Source organism: Hymenobacter sp. B81 (assembly GCF_044628455.1).
Classification (GTDB): Bacteria; Bacteroidota; Bacteroidia; order Cytophagales; family Hymenobacteraceae; genus Solirubrum.
On record NZ_JBIYZW010000001.1, the window covers coordinates 2,328,943 to 2,345,944 of the forward strand.

10 protein-coding genes are annotated in these 17,002 nt (G+C 67.3%); 6 read left to right on the forward strand and 4 right to left on the reverse strand.

Going from position 1 to position 17,002, the window contains the following annotated elements; genetic code table 11:
* Positions 1-133 precede the first annotated feature (133 nt).
* Positions 134-1,513 (reverse strand): ammonium transporter, encoded by a 1,380-nt coding sequence (locus ACE191_RS10275; RefSeq protein WP_400192113.1) that lies wholly within the window; start codon positions 1,511-1,513, stop codon positions 134-136.
* A gap of 250 nt (positions 1,514-1,763) precedes the next feature.
* Here ACE191_RS10275 and ACE191_RS10280 point away from each other — a divergent pair, with 250 nt between their 5' ends.
* The 4 genes from ACE191_RS10280 (at position 1,764) to ACE191_RS10295 (ending at position 6,545) form a co-directional block, all read left to right on the forward strand.
* Positions 1,764-3,140 (forward strand): AAA family ATPase, encoded by a 1,377-nt coding sequence (locus ACE191_RS10280; protein ID WP_400192114.1) that lies wholly within the window; start codon positions 1,764-1,766, stop codon positions 3,138-3,140.
* 13 nt (positions 3,141-3,153) lie between these two features.
* Positions 3,154-4,209, forward strand: a complete 1,056-nt coding sequence (locus ACE191_RS10285) for a tetratricopeptide repeat protein (protein ID WP_400192115.1) — start codon at positions 3,154-3,156, stop codon at positions 4,207-4,209.
* Positions 4,206-5,276 carry a tetratricopeptide repeat protein gene (locus tag ACE191_RS10290; RefSeq protein WP_400192116.1) on the forward strand — a complete coding sequence of 357 codons (1,071 nt, stop codon included), beginning with the start codon at positions 4,206-4,208 and terminating at the stop codon, positions 5,274-5,276. Before ACE191_RS10285 ends, ACE191_RS10290 begins: the two co-directional genes overlap by 4 nt.
* 63 nt (positions 5,277-5,339) lie before the next feature.
* Positions 5,340-6,545 (forward strand): tetratricopeptide repeat protein, encoded by a 1,206-nt coding sequence (locus ACE191_RS10295; protein WP_400192117.1) that lies wholly within the window; start codon positions 5,340-5,342, stop codon positions 6,543-6,545.
* 97 nt (positions 6,546-6,642) lie between these two features.
* On the opposite strand, the gene ACE191_RS10300 is transcribed toward ACE191_RS10295, so the two are convergent.
* On the reverse strand, positions 6,643-7,512 hold the full coding sequence (locus ACE191_RS10300; protein WP_400192118.1) for a M28 family peptidase: 870 nt from the start codon (positions 7,510-7,512) through the stop codon (positions 6,643-6,645).
* An 86-nt stretch (positions 7,513-7,598) separates the two neighbouring features.
* The gene (locus tag ACE191_RS10305) at positions 7,599-9,200 is read right to left on the reverse strand and encodes an FAD-dependent oxidoreductase (protein ID WP_400192119.1); all 1,602 of its coding nucleotides are present in this window, start codon (positions 9,198-9,200) and stop codon (positions 7,599-7,601) included.
* Between the two features lie 579 nt (positions 9,201-9,779).
* On the opposite strand from ACE191_RS10305, the gene ACE191_RS10310 reads away from it, so the two are divergent.
* Positions 9,780-10,091: a hypothetical protein gene (locus tag ACE191_RS10310; protein WP_400192120.1), complete on the forward strand. Its 312-nt coding sequence runs from the start codon at positions 9,780-9,782 to the stop codon at positions 10,089-10,091.
* A 112-nt stretch (positions 10,092-10,203) separates the two neighbouring features.
* On the opposite strand, the gene ACE191_RS10315 is transcribed toward ACE191_RS10310, so the two are convergent.
* The gene (locus tag ACE191_RS10315) at positions 10,204-10,959 is read right to left on the reverse strand and encodes a hypothetical protein (protein WP_400192121.1); all 756 of its coding nucleotides are present in this window, start codon (positions 10,957-10,959) and stop codon (positions 10,204-10,206) included.
* A gap of 443 nt (positions 10,960-11,402) precedes the next feature.
* Between ACE191_RS10315 and ACE191_RS10320 the strand changes: the two genes are divergently transcribed.
* Complete coding sequence (locus ACE191_RS10320) at positions 11,403-16,970, forward strand: alpha-2-macroglobulin (RefSeq protein ID WP_400192122.1); 5,568 nt, start codon at positions 11,403-11,405, stop codon at positions 16,968-16,970.
* The last annotated feature ends 32 nt before the right edge of the window (positions 16,971-17,002 follow it).

The following is a 17,002-nucleotide window of genomic DNA, read 5'->3' on the forward strand; positions in this document are numbered from 1 at the left end:
TAGTTGGTAGTTGGTAGTTGGTAGTTGGTAGTTGGTAGTTGGTAGCGTGTACTGGCCTGCCTGAACCGGGTTGCGGGAAAACGCACGACTAACAACGAAAAACGAATAACCAGCAACCAATAACCAGCCAGTCTCAGCTGCGGGCGGCCAGCGCCTCGGGGCGGTAGCTGCGCTCAAACTCTTCGTCGACGTGGTAGGTCGATTCCTCGTGCTGGCTCAGGTCAAGGCCGAGGTCTTCGTCGGCGGGCTTCACGCGCAGGGCAAAAAACCGGTCGGTGAGCTTGAGCAGCAACCAGGCCCCGCCAAACGAGTAGGCCACCACAATCAGCAGCCCCAGCACGTGGTAGCCGAACACGGTGGCGTCGCCGTGAATCAGACCCACCTTGTCGGCAAACACGCCGGTGAGCAGCATGCCCACAATGCCGCCCAGCCCGTGACAGGGAAACACGTCGAGGGTATCGTCGATGGTGGTGCGCGAGTTCTGCCAGTGCACGGCGGCGTGGCTGATGAGCGCGGCCAGCACCCCAAATAGCAGGCTCTGGCCGTAGCTCACGTAGCCAGCGGCCGGCGTAATGGCCACCAGCCCCACCACGGCCCCAATACAGGCGCCTACGGCCGTGGGTTTGCCGCCGCGGGCCACTTCCACCAGCAGCCAGGCAATGAGGGCCGCGGCCGAGGCCAGGTTGGTGTTGACGAAGGCCGTTGCCGCCAGCTCGTTGGCGCCCAGGGCCGAGCCCGCGTTGAAGCCAAACCAGCCAAACCACAGCAGCCCGGTGCCCAGCAGCACGTAGGGCACGTTGGGCGTAGAGAACGAAGTGGCGCGCACGTGGGCCGAGCGGCGGCCCAGCACCAGGGCCCCAGCCAGGGCCGCAATGCCCGCCGAGATGTGCACCACCGTGCCGCCGGCGAAGTCGAGCACGCCCCAGCGGCGCAGGAAGCCCTCGGGGTGCCAGGTCCAGTGCGCCAGCGGGCAGTAGATGAACAGGCAAAACAGCACCATGAAGGCCAGGTAGCCCTTGAAGCGCACCCGCTCGGCAAACGAGCCGGTAATCAGCGCCGGGGTGATGATGGCGAATTTGAGCTGAAAGGCGAAGTAGAGAATAAACGGAATGCCCGGCGAAAGCAGCGGGTGCGGGGCCGTACCCACATTGCGCAGCAGGGCGTAGGTGAAGGGGTTGCCGATGAGCCCGTGCCAGGAGTCGCCGTAGGCCAGCGAGAAGCCCACGAAGTAAAACACCAGGGTGATGACGCCCAGGGCCACGAAGCTCTGCAGCATGGTGGAAATGACGTTTTTGGGCCGCACCATGCCGCCGTAGAAAAACGACAGGCCCGGCGTCATGATCAACACGAAAGCGGTAGCGGTGAGCATCCAGGCCACGTCGGCAGGATTAAGGCTGCCCGGCGCGGCCGCCGGGTGGGTGGCCGGGTAAACGGCCGCCACCAGCGTGCCCAGTAGTAGTGCGCCCAGTACCAGCCGGGAAACCGAAAGCCGAGGGAAAGAAAATACACTCATTGCAACATGCCCTTAAATTTTACAGGCAATCTATATTCATTCGCCACATTATCAACGCAAGGCCCCTTGTTTTTATATCCCATTTCATAAAATACCCGCAATTCAAGAGCATTACCCCCTAATAAAACAACCCTCTGCTTACGTGCATCTACAAATCAATAGCCCTGTAGTGGTCTTGCCCATCCTGCGCCCGGAATTTCGCTGACCTAGCCGCCGGGCGTACCTTGCAGCTTCAACCCAACTGCCTGAGATGTCAGCCGCTTCTTTCCAGCCCGACCTGCAGCCTTTGCTCGACGCCCTGGCTTTTTCGCCCGAAAACCTGGTGCTACGCCGCCACGTGGCCGCTCAGCTGCGCCTGGCCGGCCGACTCGCCGAAGCCGAAACCCACTACCGCACCGGCCTGCGCCAGGCCCCCGATGATGCCGAGCTGCAACTGGGCCTGGCCGAAACCTACGCCGCCCTGGGCAAGCCGTCGGCGGCGCTGGTGGTGGTGGAAGAGCTGCTGAGCCACCAGCCCGAGCTGGCCGCGGCCCACCTGCTGCACGCCCGCCTGCTGGCTCGCGCCGGCGGCAGCTCCCAGGAAGCCCGCGAGGCCTACCGCCACGCCCAGGCCCTCGATGCTTCCCTGCACGATGCCGGGCTGGACGAGCAGCTGGGCTTGCGCCCGGCCGCCGTGCCCGCCGGCGGGGGCGAGCCGCTGCCCCTGGGCTCGGCCGTCAGCCCCGCCGGCCTCGACGAGCGGGCCTTGTTTGCCGGCCTCGAAAAGCCCAAAATCACCTTTGCCGAGGTGGGCGGCATGGAAGCCGTGAAGGAGGAAATCCGCCTCAAGATCATTCACCCCCTGCAGTACGCCGACCTCTACAAGGCCTACGGCAAGGCCGCGGGCGGCGGGCTGCTGCTCTACGGGCCGCCCGGCTGCGGCAAAACCCACCTGGCCCGGGCCACTGCCGGTGAGGTGCAGGCCTCGTTCATTCACGTGGGCATCAGCGACATTCTCGACATGTACCTGGGTCAGAGCGAGAAGAAGCTGCACGAGCTGTTTGAGCTGGCGCGCCTGCAGGCCCCCTGCGTGCTGTTTTTCGACGAAGTAGACGCCCTGGCCGCCAACCGCCACGATTTGCGCCAGAGCGCGGGCCGCACCCTCATCAACCAGTTTCTGGAAGAGCTCGACGGCGCCCGCAGCTCCAACGACGGCGTGCTGGTGCTGGCCGCCACCAACGCCCCCTGGCACCTCGACCCGGCCTTCCGCCGCCCCGGCCGCTTCGACCGCATTGTGCTGGTGACGCCGCCCGACGAGCCGGCCCGCACCGCCATCCTGCAGGTACAGCTGCAGGGCAAGCCCGTGGACGACAAGCTGAGCTTGCCGGCCGTGGCCGCGCAGACCGCCGGCTTCTCGGGCGCCGACCTGAAAGCCGTGGTGGATACCGCCGTGGAAACCCGCCTGCGCGAGTCGATGCGCGCCGGCCGCCCCCTGCCCGTGCAGCAAAGCGACCTGCTGGCCGCCGCCAAGCAGGTGCGCCCCAGCACCAAGGAGTGGTTTGCCACCGCCAAAAACTACGCCCTGTACTCCAACGAGGGTGGCACCTACGACGACATTCTCGCTTACCTGGGCATCAAAAAGCCCTAAGCCCACCACGCGCATGAGCGAGGCAAGCCCCATCTGGCAGGAACGCGCCCAGCTGCTGTTGCGTCTGCGCCGGCCCGCCGACGCGGCGCAGCTGGCGGCCCGGCAACTGACCCTCGATGCACGGAACGTCACGGCGCAGCTCACGCTCGCCCAGGCCCTGCTCGCGCAAAACCAGCTGGTGCGGGCTGCCGAGGTTGCGGCCGAAGCAGTGCACACCGACCCGGAAGAGCCCGCGGCCCACTACCTGCTGGCGCTGGCCCTGCAGTACCAGGGCCGGCACAGCGCCGCCGAAGGGCCGCTGGCAACCGCGCTGCGGCTCAATCCCTACGAACCCGATTACCACGGCCGCCGCAGCGTGAGTTTTTACCACCAGAAGCGCCTGCGTCAGGCGCTGGCAGCTGCCGATGCGGGCCTGGCCATCAATCCGCACCACGCCGACTGCCTGCTGTGGCGCGCCATGAGCTGCGAAGCCCTGCACCGCTCTGCGGCGGCCGACCAGGCCTTCGCAACCCTGCTGCAACTGGCGCCCACCGACCCCGTCGCCCACACCAACCGGGGCATTTTGCTGTACTACCGCGAAAACTTCGCAGCGGCCCGCAACCATTTCCACGAGGCCCTGCGCTTCGACCCGAACCTGAATCTGGCCCAGCAATACCTGAAACGGCTACCGGACAAAGGCCCGCCCCAGGCTGCCCCGAAGATTGACCTGACGCTGATGCCGTGGTGGGGCTGGCTGGGCTGGGTGGTATCGTTTATCGTGCTGGCCGGGGAGCGGCTGCTGCGGCCGGCGGCGGGCCATGCCCTGGCCTTTACCGGCTGCGCTATCCTGGCGCTGCTGGCCGGCCTGGCAGTTGGCTATAGCTTGCACCTGCGCCTGCACGCGCGCTGGCCCGGTACCGCCGGTTGGCTGGCCGCGCTGGTGGGTATGCTGGGGCTGGCGGAGCATCAGCAACAAACGGGGCAGCCCGACCACGCCATGCTGTTGCTGCGCCTGGCCGCCGCGCTGGCCCTGCTGCGCACCATGTATGCCCACGGGCAGCTGAAACACCTTAAGCAGCGGGTAGGGTGAGCGGGGTAATCAGCGGCGGCGAGCTGCACCGCCTGGAGATGTTGTTCGACGTGCGGCGCCTGGATTTGGCGGAAGAGGTCGTGACGCGGCTGCTGATCCAGCATCCGCAATCGGCCCAGCTGCACCGCCTGCTGGGCCGGGCGCTGTACCACCAGGGCAAGCTGCCGGCCGCCGGTCAGGCCGTGCGCACGGCCATCCAGCTGGACCCGCAACACGGTTATGGCTTTTTCCTGCAGGGGCTGATCCAGGCCGACGGCGGCCAGGCCACGGCGGCCGAAAGCAGTTTCCGGGAAGCCATCCGGCTAAGCCCCCGGGCCGCCGGCTATTGGGTAGCGCTGGGCTATAGCTGCCACGCGCAGCAGCGCCCAACGGAGGCCCTCGACGCCCTGAACCAGGCCCTGGCGCTGGCCCCGGCCAACCCCGAAGCCTGGCGCTACCGCTACGCCGTGCTGGTAAGTTTGGCCGACTATCCGGCCGCCGACCAAGCCCTGCGCCACTGGCTGCGCCTGAGTCCCACGGACGCCCGCGCCCAGCTGGCGGCCGGTCAAACTGCCCTGCGCCACCACGATTACTCCGCCGCCCGGCAGCACCTCACCGAAGCCCTGCGCCTGGAGCCTGGCTTGCAGGCCGCCAAACCAGGTTTAGCCACCGCCCTGAAACGCCGCTTTGCCTTGCAGCGCTGGTTTGATGCCGGCAAGCAGCGTATGGACGCGCTTTACCTGCGCGGCACCGAGGGCCACCTGGGCGCGCTGCTGCTGGTGGTCGTGCTCAGCATTGTCCTTGCCTACCTGTGCGTGCCGCTGCTGCTGGCCTACCTCGGCCTTTACCTGCGCTGGCGCCTCGACCCGCAGGTTCGGCGGCTGCTGAGCAAGCAGCCCCGCTTTAGCCTCAACCAGTGCCTCCTTGGCACCCGCCGCGAGCTAATGCTGGCCCTGCTGCTGATTGCCTTGCTGGGGGTAAGCCTAGTGGGCATGTTGCTCGACCACAGCTGGGCGTACCCCCTGGCGGCGGGGCTGCTGCTGGCGGTGTTTGCCGCTGCTTGGGTTGCGGCTCGAGCCAGGCCGTAACTTTCCTCACTCATCGAGCCGCCTTTACTTTTTCAGCCGCTCGTTTTCCTGACTACGCCCCACATGCCCACTTCTTCTCCCGAGCGCGTTTCGCTGCTGCTCCAACAAAAGCGCCCCGACCTGGCCGAGCAGGAGGCTCGCCGCCTGCTGAGCGACGAGCCCCACGACGCCTACGTGCACGGCCTGCTGGCCCTGAGCCTGCTGCAGCAGCAGCGCCCGGCCGAGGCGTTGACTGCCGCCCAGGCCGCCGCCGCGCTGGAGCCCGAGTACGATTTCGCATTCTACGTGCAAAGCCTGGCGCACCTGCAGCTGCACGAGGCAGCCCGGGCGCAGGCCGCCATTGAAGAAGCCCTGCGCCTCGACCCCGAAGACGCCAACTACTACCACGTGCTGGGCCAGCTGCGCTTTCAGCAACACCATTTGCGCGCCGCTCTGCAGGCCGCCGAGGCCGGACTCATCAGCGACCCGACCCACGTCGACTGCCTGAGCTTGCGCGCCCGCTGCCTGGCCCGCCTGGGCCGCCGCGAAGAAGCCGCCGCCGACTTCGACGAAGCCCTGCGCTACGGCCCCACCGACACCGGTACCCACGCCGACCTGGGCTGGGTGGCGCTGGAGCGGGGCCGGGCCAAGGAAGCCGCCGGCCACTTCCGCGAGGCCCTGCGCCTGAACCCGACTTCCGACTACGCCCGCGAGGGACTGGTAGCTTCGCTGAAAGCCCGTTTCTGGCTCTACAACGGCTTTTTCCGCTTCATGACGTGGACGCAGACTCTGAGCAGCGGGGCGCGCACGGGCTTGTTCATCGGCATGTTCGTGCTGGCCCGGCTGGTGCCGGCGCTGCTGCCGCTGTACCTGGCCTTCGTGGGTCTTAGCTGGTTTGCCGAGCCCCTGTTCAACACCCTGCTGCGCTTCAGCCGCGACGGAAGGCTGGCTCTGAGTCCGGAAGATACTGAGCACTCCAACGTTTTCGCGGCGCTGCTGCTGGGTGGGCTCACGGTCCTGGCCGTGTACAATCTGGCCTGGGCCTGGGAGCCGCTCGAGCTGCTGGGCATGGTGCTGCTGGGGCTGCTGTTTCCGGTAGCGGGCACCTACGCGCAGGCCAGGCCGCGGCAGCGGCGTATTTCCCGCTGGCTGGGCCTGGGCCTGGCGGCCACCGGGCTGCTGGCGGTGCTGCTGCTGGCCCTGGGCATGAGCGGCCACAACTTACTATTCGGCGCGTTCCTGCTGGGCACCCTGCTCTACGTGTGGGGCTTCGCGCTGCGCCCCAGCTAGCATCAGCGGCTGCGGCCCGTTTTGTTTCGTCCGGTGGCCGGGATGGATGCAGCTGCCTCCATCCCTACCGCCGGACAGGCAGCTTGTCGGCCCGCGCCTACTCCGCCGCCAGCGCCATGATGGCGGCGGCGGCGCCCTTCACTACCTCGGCCATGCGCTGAAAGTCCAGGGTGTCGATGGTATCGGTGGGCTCGTGGTAGTGCGGGTTGCGCAGGAAGGACGTGTCGTTGATCATCACCGCGGGGTAGCCGTAGCGCCAGTAGCTGCGGTGGTCCGAGAGGCTGGCCAGCCCCACCGACGCCGGCAGGTTAATGCGCTGCACGTCGATGTTGGCGTGGCTTTGCATGAGCTGCTGCACCTGCTGGGTCAGGGCCTCCTCGCCCTCGCGGCCCACCACCACGATGAAGTTGCCGGCGTTGGGGTAGCGCGCGGCCAGCTCCTCGTCGGGAAAATGCTGGGAGCCGGGCTCGTCGCGGAAGTAGCCGATCATTTCGTAGCAGATCATGGCCCGCACCGGCACTGCGGCCGCGTGCAGGCTTTTGGCGTGCACGGCGCTGCCCATGTACTCACCGGCAAAGTAGGGCGGCTCCTCGTTGGGGTAGGCCACCAGATCGACGCGACAGCGCAGCGGGGGCGCTTTTTCGTGCAGCACGCGGGCGGTTTCGAGCAGGCCCGCCACGGCCGAGGCGTTGTCGTCGGCGCCGGGCTGGTCGCCGAACACGTCGTAGTGTGCGCCTACAATCAGGCGCTCGGCCTCGGGCGGCCCGAAGGAAGCAATGATGTTGCGGTAGCTACGGCCGTCGGCCTCGAAGGTCTGCTCGGCGAGGCGGCAGCTCAACCCGGCAAATGCCGCCTTGATGTAGTCGGCAGCCTGGTTGAGGGAGCTGAGGTTGCGATAGTTGCGGGCCGGCTGCAGAGAGGTCAGAAACTTCACATCGGCGTAGAGACGGGCTTGGGTGGCGGGCATAAGCTGGGCGGATTGCGGGCGGCGTACCCGCTTTATACGCCGCCGGGGCGCCGCCCGCCCGCACCCGGCCGTAAAATTCTGCGGGGCTACGTCTCCAGCAGGTAGCCGCGGGCCAGCTGCCCGAACTCGGCCAGCTGCCGCTGCTGCCAGCCTTCGTCGTGGCCCAGCTCGCGGCCCAGCAGGGCAGCCACGGTGGGGGCCGCCGCCAGGGCCGCCCGCGCATCGTGAAACAGCAGGCGCACGCGCCGGGCCAGCACATCTTCCACCGTGCGCGCCAGCTCGGCCCGCGCCGCCCACACCACCTCGGCCTGCCGGTAGTCCAGGCCCGGCACCAGCGGCTGGGCCAGGGCCGGCTCGGCCCTTATCAGCGCCGCCAGCGCCGCCTGATCGGTGCCGTAGCGGGCCAGGTAGCTGCCGGGTGCTGCCCACGCCCCGCCCGGGGCCGACGCAGCCGCGGGCAGGGCGCCGTGAATCAGCTGCCGGGCCGAGCTGCTGGGCCGGGACGGCAGCCGCCCCCGGCCGATAAGCTGGTCGATGGTATCCTGGCCCATCTGCCGGAAGGTGGTCCACTTGCCGCCCGTGAGCGACACCAGCCCGGCCGGCGAAACCACCACGCGGTGCCGGCGCGACAAATCCCGGGTAGCCTGCCCGGCGCCGCCCGCAGCGAGGGGGCGCAGCCCGGCGTACACGCACCGCACATCGGCCGGCCGGGGCGGGCGGGACAAGTAGCGGGCAGCGGTATGCAGAATAAAGTCGACTTCGGCCGGCAGGGCGCGGGGCTCTTCGCTGATAGCGGATAACGGCGTATCGGTGGTGCCCAGCACCACGCTGCCCTGCCAGGGTACGGCAAACAGCACCCGCCCGTCGTCGGTGCGCGGAATCATGAGGGCTGCCGCCCCGGGCAGAAACGTGGCGTCGAGCACCAGGTGCACGCCCTGGCTGGGGCGCAGCAGCGGCGCGGCGGCGGGCTGGTCGAGGCGGCGCACGTCGTCGGCGAAGATGCCAGTGGCATTGACCACGGCGGGAGCCCGCAGCTGGTAGCGGCAGCCGGTTTCGGCGTCTTCGGCCTCCACGCCCACCACCTGGCCCCGGGCATCGTGCAGCACCGCCCGCACGCCGCAGTGGTTGAGCACCAGCGCGCCCAGCTCCAGGCAGGTCTGGGCTAGGTTCACGGCCAGGCGGGCGTCGTCGAACTGCGCGTCGGAGTAGCTGATGCCGCCGCGCAGGCCCGCGGGGCGGACGCCCGGCAGCTCGCGCAGGGTTTCGGCCTGGCTCAGCCAGCGCGGCCGGCCCAGGCCCAGGTCGCCGGCCAGCCGTTCGTAGAGCATCAGTCCCAGGCCGTACCAGGGCCGCTCCCAGCGGTGGCAGGCCGGAATAATGAAGCGCTGGGCCTGCACCAGGTGCGGGGCGTTGCGCAGCAGGCGGCCGCGCTCGAGCAAGGCCTCCCGCACCAGGCCCAGCTGCCCCTGCGCCAGGTAGCGCACACCGCCGTGCACCAGCTTGGTGCTGCGGCTGGAGGTGCCCTTGGCAAAGTCGTGGCGCTCGAGCAGCAGGGTGCGGTAGCCCCGGCCGCTGGCATCGAGGGCCACCCCCAGTCCGCTGGCGCCGCCCCCAATGACAATCAGGTCCCAGTCGGGCTGCCGGGCCAAGCGCCGGAGCAGGGTAGCGCGGGAGAAATCAGGGGGCATGGAATAGCAGCTGGTGGCGGGCCGGTCAAGATAGGCACAGTCCGCTCAGGCAGCTCCGGCGGCGGCCAGCAACTTTCGGTCAACCCGTTTAAAGCCTTGGCCCCCAGCCGGCCCGGGAGCCCGGGGCTGGCAGGCCCCGACGCTGCGGAGCAGCCCTTGGCAACCAGCGCACCTATTTTTAGTATTATACATAGTTCAGGCATAACATCTGATGCCCGGGCGTAGTCGAAAAAACCTTATTAACGTCGGCGTTGGAAAGGAATCCACAATCCGGTACCTTCGCACCTCGATAGTACTTTTTACGACGGAGGCAGTACCCATGTAACAGCTACGTTTGCGGCCCGGCCGCCGCAGGCACCCTTTTAAGGCCAGTTCCCGCGCCACTGCGGGTTGGCCCCGACACCCAGCCTTCGTTATTGCCCCACCGCCCCGGCAGCCCCACCTCTGCCCGGCCGGTCTCCGTCGCAAGACTGTCCCCGACTTCCTGCCTACCCTCTGCTAAAGCCAGGAGCGCGCCCCGCCGCCCTCCTGGCTTTAGCGCCCACCCCTACGCCGCGGCCCCACCGCCGGTCCTTTGTTATGAGTACTTTCCGCATTGTGCAGGTGGCTCCGCTGTCGGCGCCTTTTCCGTTCCAGGTCGAAGAGCGGCGGCTTTCCTGGCTGCGTCCCTGGCGGCGCTGGCACACGCTCAAGCAGCGCAGCTACGGCCACCAGAGAGTTCAGCTCGCCACGGCCCGCTTTCACAGCCTGACAGAAGCCCGGGCTTTCATCGAACACGTGCAGCACAAGCGCGCGGGGCAGCTTGCCCAGAAGCACCGCCGCCACCGCCGGCGCGAGCAGATGAGCCAGTACCCGCAGGTGGTAGAGCAGGTCAACCTGGGTTTGTCGTAGCCTTCCTCGGGCAGGCGCCTGACCAGGTCCGGCAGCCGATAGCCAGGAGTCAGCCCGTTTGGCCGAGTTACTGCTCCGCCGAACGGGCTTTTTTGCGGCCGGTCTGCCAGGATTACTGCGCCGGACCCTGGCGCAGGGCATTGGCGTAGTCGACCAGCCGGGCTAGGTCGTGGTCGGCGTCGAAGCTCAGCTTGTGCTCTTCGGCGTAGGCTTCCAGCTGGGCAGCCTCGGCCTGGAAGTAACCCAGCAAGTCGCGCCGCGGACGGCGCAGCGCCACTACCTGCCCCTCGGGGGTACCCAGATAGTACCAGTCGCTTACGTCGAGGTAGCTGATGCGGGGGGCGGGCACGCGGGGGCGGTAGTACGTGGCCGGGTAGCCGTAGGCGTCGGACTGGCTCACGCTGCGCCGCACCAGAAAGCGGCGGCGCAGCAGCACCACGGGTCCGCCATTGAGGCGCTCGAAAAACGCGGGCGAGGTGTAGTCGGAGGCTTTGTCGTGGTTCCAGTGGTACACCAGAAACGGCCGCGCCCGCAGCGGCCCCTGCCGGAAGCGCCGCACCCGGGCCGGCAGGGCGGTGCGGGCGCTGGGCAGGGAAGTGCCGTAGGGCAGCACAGCCCCGCGCACGGCGAAGGTGCGCACCGCCACGGCCGCCACCGTGCGCACGGTGCTGTCGGGCATGGTTACCAGCAGCACGTCGCGGTCGAGGTAGAGCTTCAGCGGGCCGCGCAGGGTGTCGCCGCTGGTGAGCACCACCGTGCCCTGCCGGTACTCCTGCACCAGCCCTCCTACCTGGGCGAAAACGTGGGCGGGTAACAGCGCGCCCGCTACCAGACCGGCGACGCAGGCAAGGGTGCAGGTGGTTTTCATAGCAACGGGCGGCGTAAGGAGCAGGTGACGACAGCGGGCCGGAGTAAGATAACACGGCTGGAACCGTGCGGGCAAGCTCGGCCGGCCGGGCCCGCACGGTTGCCTTGCGTAGCTGCAAAGACGAGCCCGCCGGGGGGCAAGGTTGCAGTCGGGCACCGGGCCGGCTTATCGAATATTTTCACCTATCTCACGAATAGCCTGCCGCGGCTGTAGGATAGTTCTGCTCGCTAGCGAAGTAGCCTACCAACCTAGCGCCCCAGCCGGCCTACGGCAGCAAGTTGGTGTCAGCAGCCGCTCCGCTGCTCGCGGTGCAGCCGGTAGTCATCCGGCCATCAGCTGTCAGGCTTACGACGAGGCTACGGTTTTTTCGCCGGTGGCCGCGCGAATCCTTATCCAACACCGTTTTTCTATACCTTCCCGCCGCCGCTACCACCCCATCCGCTATGACCTCCCCCCTACTGCTCCGCCTGCCGCTGCTGGTGCTGCTGGCTTTGCTGTGCGCCTGCTCCAAGCCCGGCACCGACTCTGCCAGCGCCGACGGCGACGAAATCGACCCCTACGAAAACCTGGTGTTCAGCTTCGACAAGCCGGTGGCCGCCGGGGTGGAGCTTAGTCGCTGGGACACCGCGCAGCTGGTGCGCTTCGAGCCGGCGGTGCGCGGGCGGTTTATGTGGACCTCGGACCGGGAACTGGTGTTTTCGCCCAGTCAGCCGTTTGCGCCCAGCACCGCCTTCAAGGCTGAGTGGCAGCCGCAGGCGCTACCCAAGGAGCTGCAGGGCAAGCTGCCCGAGCTCAAGCGCCGCCGCTTCCACACGCCCTACCTCGACATGACCACCCCGCAGGTATTCTGGACCGCCGGCAACCGCGGCCCCGCGGTGCGCCTGAACGTGGGCTTCAACTACGCCGTGCGCCCCGCCGAGCTAAGCCAGCACCTGCGCCTGACGGCCAACGGCCAGCAGATTCCCTTTGAAGTGGTATCGGCCGAGGCCGACAAGGTGGTGGGCGTGCAGCCCACGCAGGCCGTGCCGGCCGGCAGCGCCATTCAGCTGGTAGTAGCGCCGGGCCTCACGCCGGTGGGTGCCCCGGCGCAAACCGACACCACCAGCCGGCGCCGCCTCACGGGCTCCGTCACGGTGCCCGACCCGCAGGAGCTGCAGGTGCGCGAGCTGAGCGGCTCGCAGATCGAGGGCGAGCCGGCCGTGCGCATCCTGACCAGCCAGCCGGTGAGCGTGGCGGCCCTGCAGCCGCTGATTGCGGTGCAGCCAGCCGTGGGCTACACCGTAGAGGCCACCGAAAGCGGCCTGCTGCTGCGCGGCGGCTTCGAGCTGGGCAAGAGCTACACCGTGAGCATTCAGGCCGGCGCCTCCGGCGAGCTGGGCGGGCGGCTGAATCAGGCCGTGAGCCAGCAGGTGTCGTTCAGCGACGAGCGGCCCAGCATCAGCTTTGCCCACGGTGAAAAAGCCATGTACCTGGGCGCGGGCGGCCTGCGCAACCTGGGCTTGCGCCTCAACGAGGTAAACCGGGTGAAGGTGAGCATCTACAAGGTGTACGCCAACAACATCCGGGAGCTACTACGCTCCGGCGAGCAGTACGGCTACGACTACGAGGAAGACGGCGGCGAGCAGGACGAAAACGGCGAGTACGTGGACCGCAGCTACCGCTACTTCAACACCGCCGATTACGGCAACCTGCTCACGGAGCGCACCTATTCTACCGCCGCGCTGCCCAGGCAGGGCTCGTTGCGGCTGCTGCACCTCTCGCTGCAGGATCTGGAGTTCAGCAACCAGCTGAAGGGCCTGTACGTGGTGCGCGTGCAGGATACCGAGCGCAGCTGGCTGCAGGTATCGAAGCTGGTGACGGTGTCGGATTTGGGCGTGGTGGTGAAGCAGGGGCCCACGGGCGCGCTGGTGTTTGTGAACTCGCTGCGCACGGCCAAGCCGGTAGGCGGGGCCACGGTGCGCTTCATCAGCACAAACAACCAGACCATGTTCACGGGCGCCACCAACGGCCGCGGCGTGGCCCAGATGGGCACGGCCGCCGACACCGCCCGGGCCCGGCGCTTCCAGCTGGAAACGGTGCTGGTGCAGCACGGCCACGATTTCACCTTCCTGTCGCTGCCACGCAGCCAGGTAGAAACCTCGCGCTACGACGTGGGCGGCCTGCAAAGCAACGCGGCCCGCTTCCAGGCTTTTCTCTACGGCGACCGGGACCTGTACCGCCCCGGCGACACCATCCGGACCAACACCGTGGTGCGCACCGACGACTGGCGCGTGCCCGGCCCAGTGCCCATGAAAATTCGGTTGCTGCTGCCCTCGGGCAAGGAATACGCCAGCTACCGCCGCACCCTGAGCAAGCCCGACGGCTCGTTTGAGGCGCAGTTTATTCTGCCCGCCTCGGTGATGACCGGCCTCTACACCCTGGAAGTGCTGACCGGCAACGACGTGCTGCTGACCTCGCGCAAAATCAGCGTGGAGGAGTTCGTGCCCGACCGCCTGAAAGTAACCGTCACGGCCGCGCCCGCCACCGTGAAGCCGGGCCAGACCGTGCGCGCCGCCGTGCTGGCCCAGAACCTGTTCGGCCCGCCCGCCACCGACCGCAAAGTGGAAGTGGAATTCTCGCTCAAGCAGAAAACTTTCGCCCCGAAAGACTACCCCGACTACAGCTTCAGTCTGGAAAGCGGCGGCACCCAGCGCCGCTACGTGAACAGCGAGGAACAGGAATCGAGCCTCAACAGCCGCTTCGAAAAGGCCGTGCGCGAAACCGTGACCGACGCCCAGGGCCGCGCCGCCGCCGAATACCAGGTGCCCGACTACCGCGACCTGGGCACCCTAGAAGGCACGGCCTTCGCCACGGTGTTCGACGAAACCGGCCGCCCCGTAAACCGCCTCGCCACCTTCGAGGTGCGCACCCAGCCGGTGCTCTACGGCGTGCAGCAGCTGCCCGAGCTGGTGAGCACCCGCCAGCCCACCGAAATCCGCGTGGTGGCGCTGAGTCCCCAAACTTCAACTCAAGGCAAGCCGGCCCGGGCTGCCGCGCTGGTGCGGGTAGTGCGCATTCTGTGGGAAACCGTGCTGGAGCGCCAGGGCGGGCGATATATCTACCAGTCGCAGCGGCGTGAGGAAGTGGTGCTGACCAAAACCGTGCAAGCCGCCCCCGGCGCCACCCTTAGCTTTCAGCCCAGCTACTCGGGCGAGTACGAGGTGCGCGTGGCGCGGCCCGGCGCCGAGACCTACGTGGCCAGCCGCTTCTACGCCTACGGCTACGGCGACACGCCCAGCAATGCCTTCGAGGTGAGCAACGAGGGGCAGGTGCAGATTGAGGCCGACAAAGCCAGCTACCACCCCGGCGAAAAGGCTACGCTGCTGCTCAAAACGCCCTTCCCCGGCCGGGTGCTGGTGACGGTGGAGCGCAACCGCGTGTTCGACCACTTCTACGTGGACACCGACCAGAAATCGGCCCGCGTGACGGTGCCCATCACCGGCGCGCACGTGCCCAACGTGTACGTGACGGCCACCGCCATCCGGCCGCTGTCTACCGATGCGCGCAACCCGCTCACGGTGGCCCGCGGGTTCGTGCCCTTGACGGTGGAAAAGCCCGAGGCCAAACTGCCGGTGGCCATCAAGGCGCCCGCGCAAAGCCGCTCGCAGACCTTCCAGACCATTGAAGTACAAACCAAACCTGGCGCGGCCGTGACGCTGGCCGTGGTGGACGAGGGCATTCTGCAGCTAAAAAACTACCAGACGCCCGACCCCTTCGGCTACTTCTACCAGAAGCGCGCCCTCGAAGTATCGGCCCACGACGTGTACCCCTTCCTGCTGCCCGAACTAGGCACCAGCAGCAGCGGCGGCGACGGTTACGACCTGGCCCGCCGCACCACGCCCGTGCCCTCGCGCCGGGTGCAGCTGGTGGCCCGCTGGAGCGGCGTGCAGCGCGCCGACGCCAGCGGCAAGGTGCGCGTGAAAATGCGCGTGCCGCAGTTCAGCGGGGCCCTGCGCCTGATGGCCGTGGCCTACCAGGGCGACGCCTTCGGCTCGGCCGACCACACCATGCGCGTAGCCGACCCGGTGGTTATCAGCACCGCCCTGCCCCGCTTCCTCAGCCCCGGCGACACGATTGACGTGCCGGTAACGCTGACGAATACGACGAACGCCACTTTGTTCGCAGCAGTAGGACATTCAGTCGAAGGGCCTCTTAAATCCGCTGAACCAGGACCACCTGATCCAAAAAACCCAAGTAAGCAGTTATCGAATGTCGGAATCGAGTACGTGATAAAGCTCAAGCCTAATGCTGAAATAAGAAAACTGTTCCACTTTACTGCCACCGGAATCGGCAACAGCAAAGTCAAGATTCTTGTGAAGAGGCTGAGTGGAATGACGACCGAAGCAGAAGATGCCAAAGTCACCGAAACCTTCACCGAAACCATCGAACTATCCATCCGCCCCGCTTCGCCTCTGCAGATGCGCACCGGTTCAGGAACCGTGGCGGGCGGCCAGACGCAGGCGCTGGACTTGCGCACCGATTTCCTGCCGACCTCGCAGCGCAGCCAGCTGGTGCTGAGCCGCTCGCCCATGACGGAGTTCAGCAAGGATTTGCGCTACCTGCTGCAGTACCCCTACGGCTGCCTGGAGCAAACCGTGTCGGCGGCTTTCCCGCAGCTCTACTACCCCGATCTGGCGGCCACGCTGGGCCAGGGCAAAAAGCAGCAGCGCTACAACCCCAACTACCACGTGCAGGAGGCCATCCGCAAGATTGAGGCCCAGCAGCTCTACAACGGCGCGCTCAGCTACTGGCCCGGCGGCGACTACGACAACTGGTGGGCCTCGGCCTACGCCGCGCACTTCCTCCTGGAGGCCAAGCGCACCGGCTTCGCCGTAAACGCCGGCGTGCTCGACAAAACGCTGCGCTACCTGCAATACCGCGTTCGGAAGCGCGAAACCGAGGAGTACCAGTACCTCGCGGCCGGCAACGTGGCGCGGCAGAAGGTCATTGCCAAAAAGGAAATTCCCTACTCACTCTACGTGCTGGCCCTGGCCGGCCGCCCCGACCCGGTGGCCCTGAACTACTACCAGGCCAACCAGAACCTGCTGGCGCAGGACATGAAGTTCGTGCTGGCCAGCACCAGCGCGCTGTCGGGCCAGCGGCGCGGCTTCCAGGCGTTGCTGCCGCGCGGCTTCACCGAAACCGCCGCTCGCCGCGCCCTCGACGGCTCGTTCTACTCCCCGGTGCGCGACCTGGGCCTGGCCCTGAACACGCTCATCGAAGCCGACCCACAGAACCCGCAAGTGGCAGGTATGGCCCGGCAACTCTCGGGGCTGGTGAAGCAGGCCGGCTGGCTGAGTACCCAGGAGCGCGCCTTTGCCCTGCTGGCCCTGGGCAAAGTGGCCAGGCAAAACCGCAATAGCACCGTCACGGCCACGCTGGCCGAGGCCGGCGGCACGGTGCTGGGCCAGTACAAAGGCCCGCAAAACCTGGCCGTGAGCAACGTAGCCAACCGTCGCCTGAGCGTGAAAACCCAGGGCAGCGGCGCGCTCTATTATTTCTGGACGCTGGAGGGCATTTCACCCACCGGCCAGATGCGCGAGGAAGACCAGTTTCTGCAGGTGCGCCGGCAGTTCCTCGACCGCAACGGCAGTCCGCTCGGTCGGGCCGAGTTCCGCCAGAACGATTTGGTGGTGGTCAAAATCACGCTGCAGGCCGCCGAAACAGCTGGTGAAGTGCCCAACGTAGCCATTACCGATTTGCTGCCCGCTGGTCTCGAAATCGAGAATCCGCGCATCGGCGCCGTGCGCGAGCTGACCTGGGCCACCGACGCCGCCACGCCCGATTACCTAGACGTACGCGACGACCGAATTAATCTGTTCACCACCGCCACCGGCAAGCCCAAGTCGTTCTACTACCTGGCCCGCGCCGTGTCGAAGGGCACCTTCAAGCTCGGCCCGGTGAGTGCCGATGCCATGTACAACGCCGAGTACCACAGCTACAGCGGGGCCGGCACGGTGCGCGTGCGGTAAGAAGTTATGCGCCATTGGGCCAAAAAGTGGTG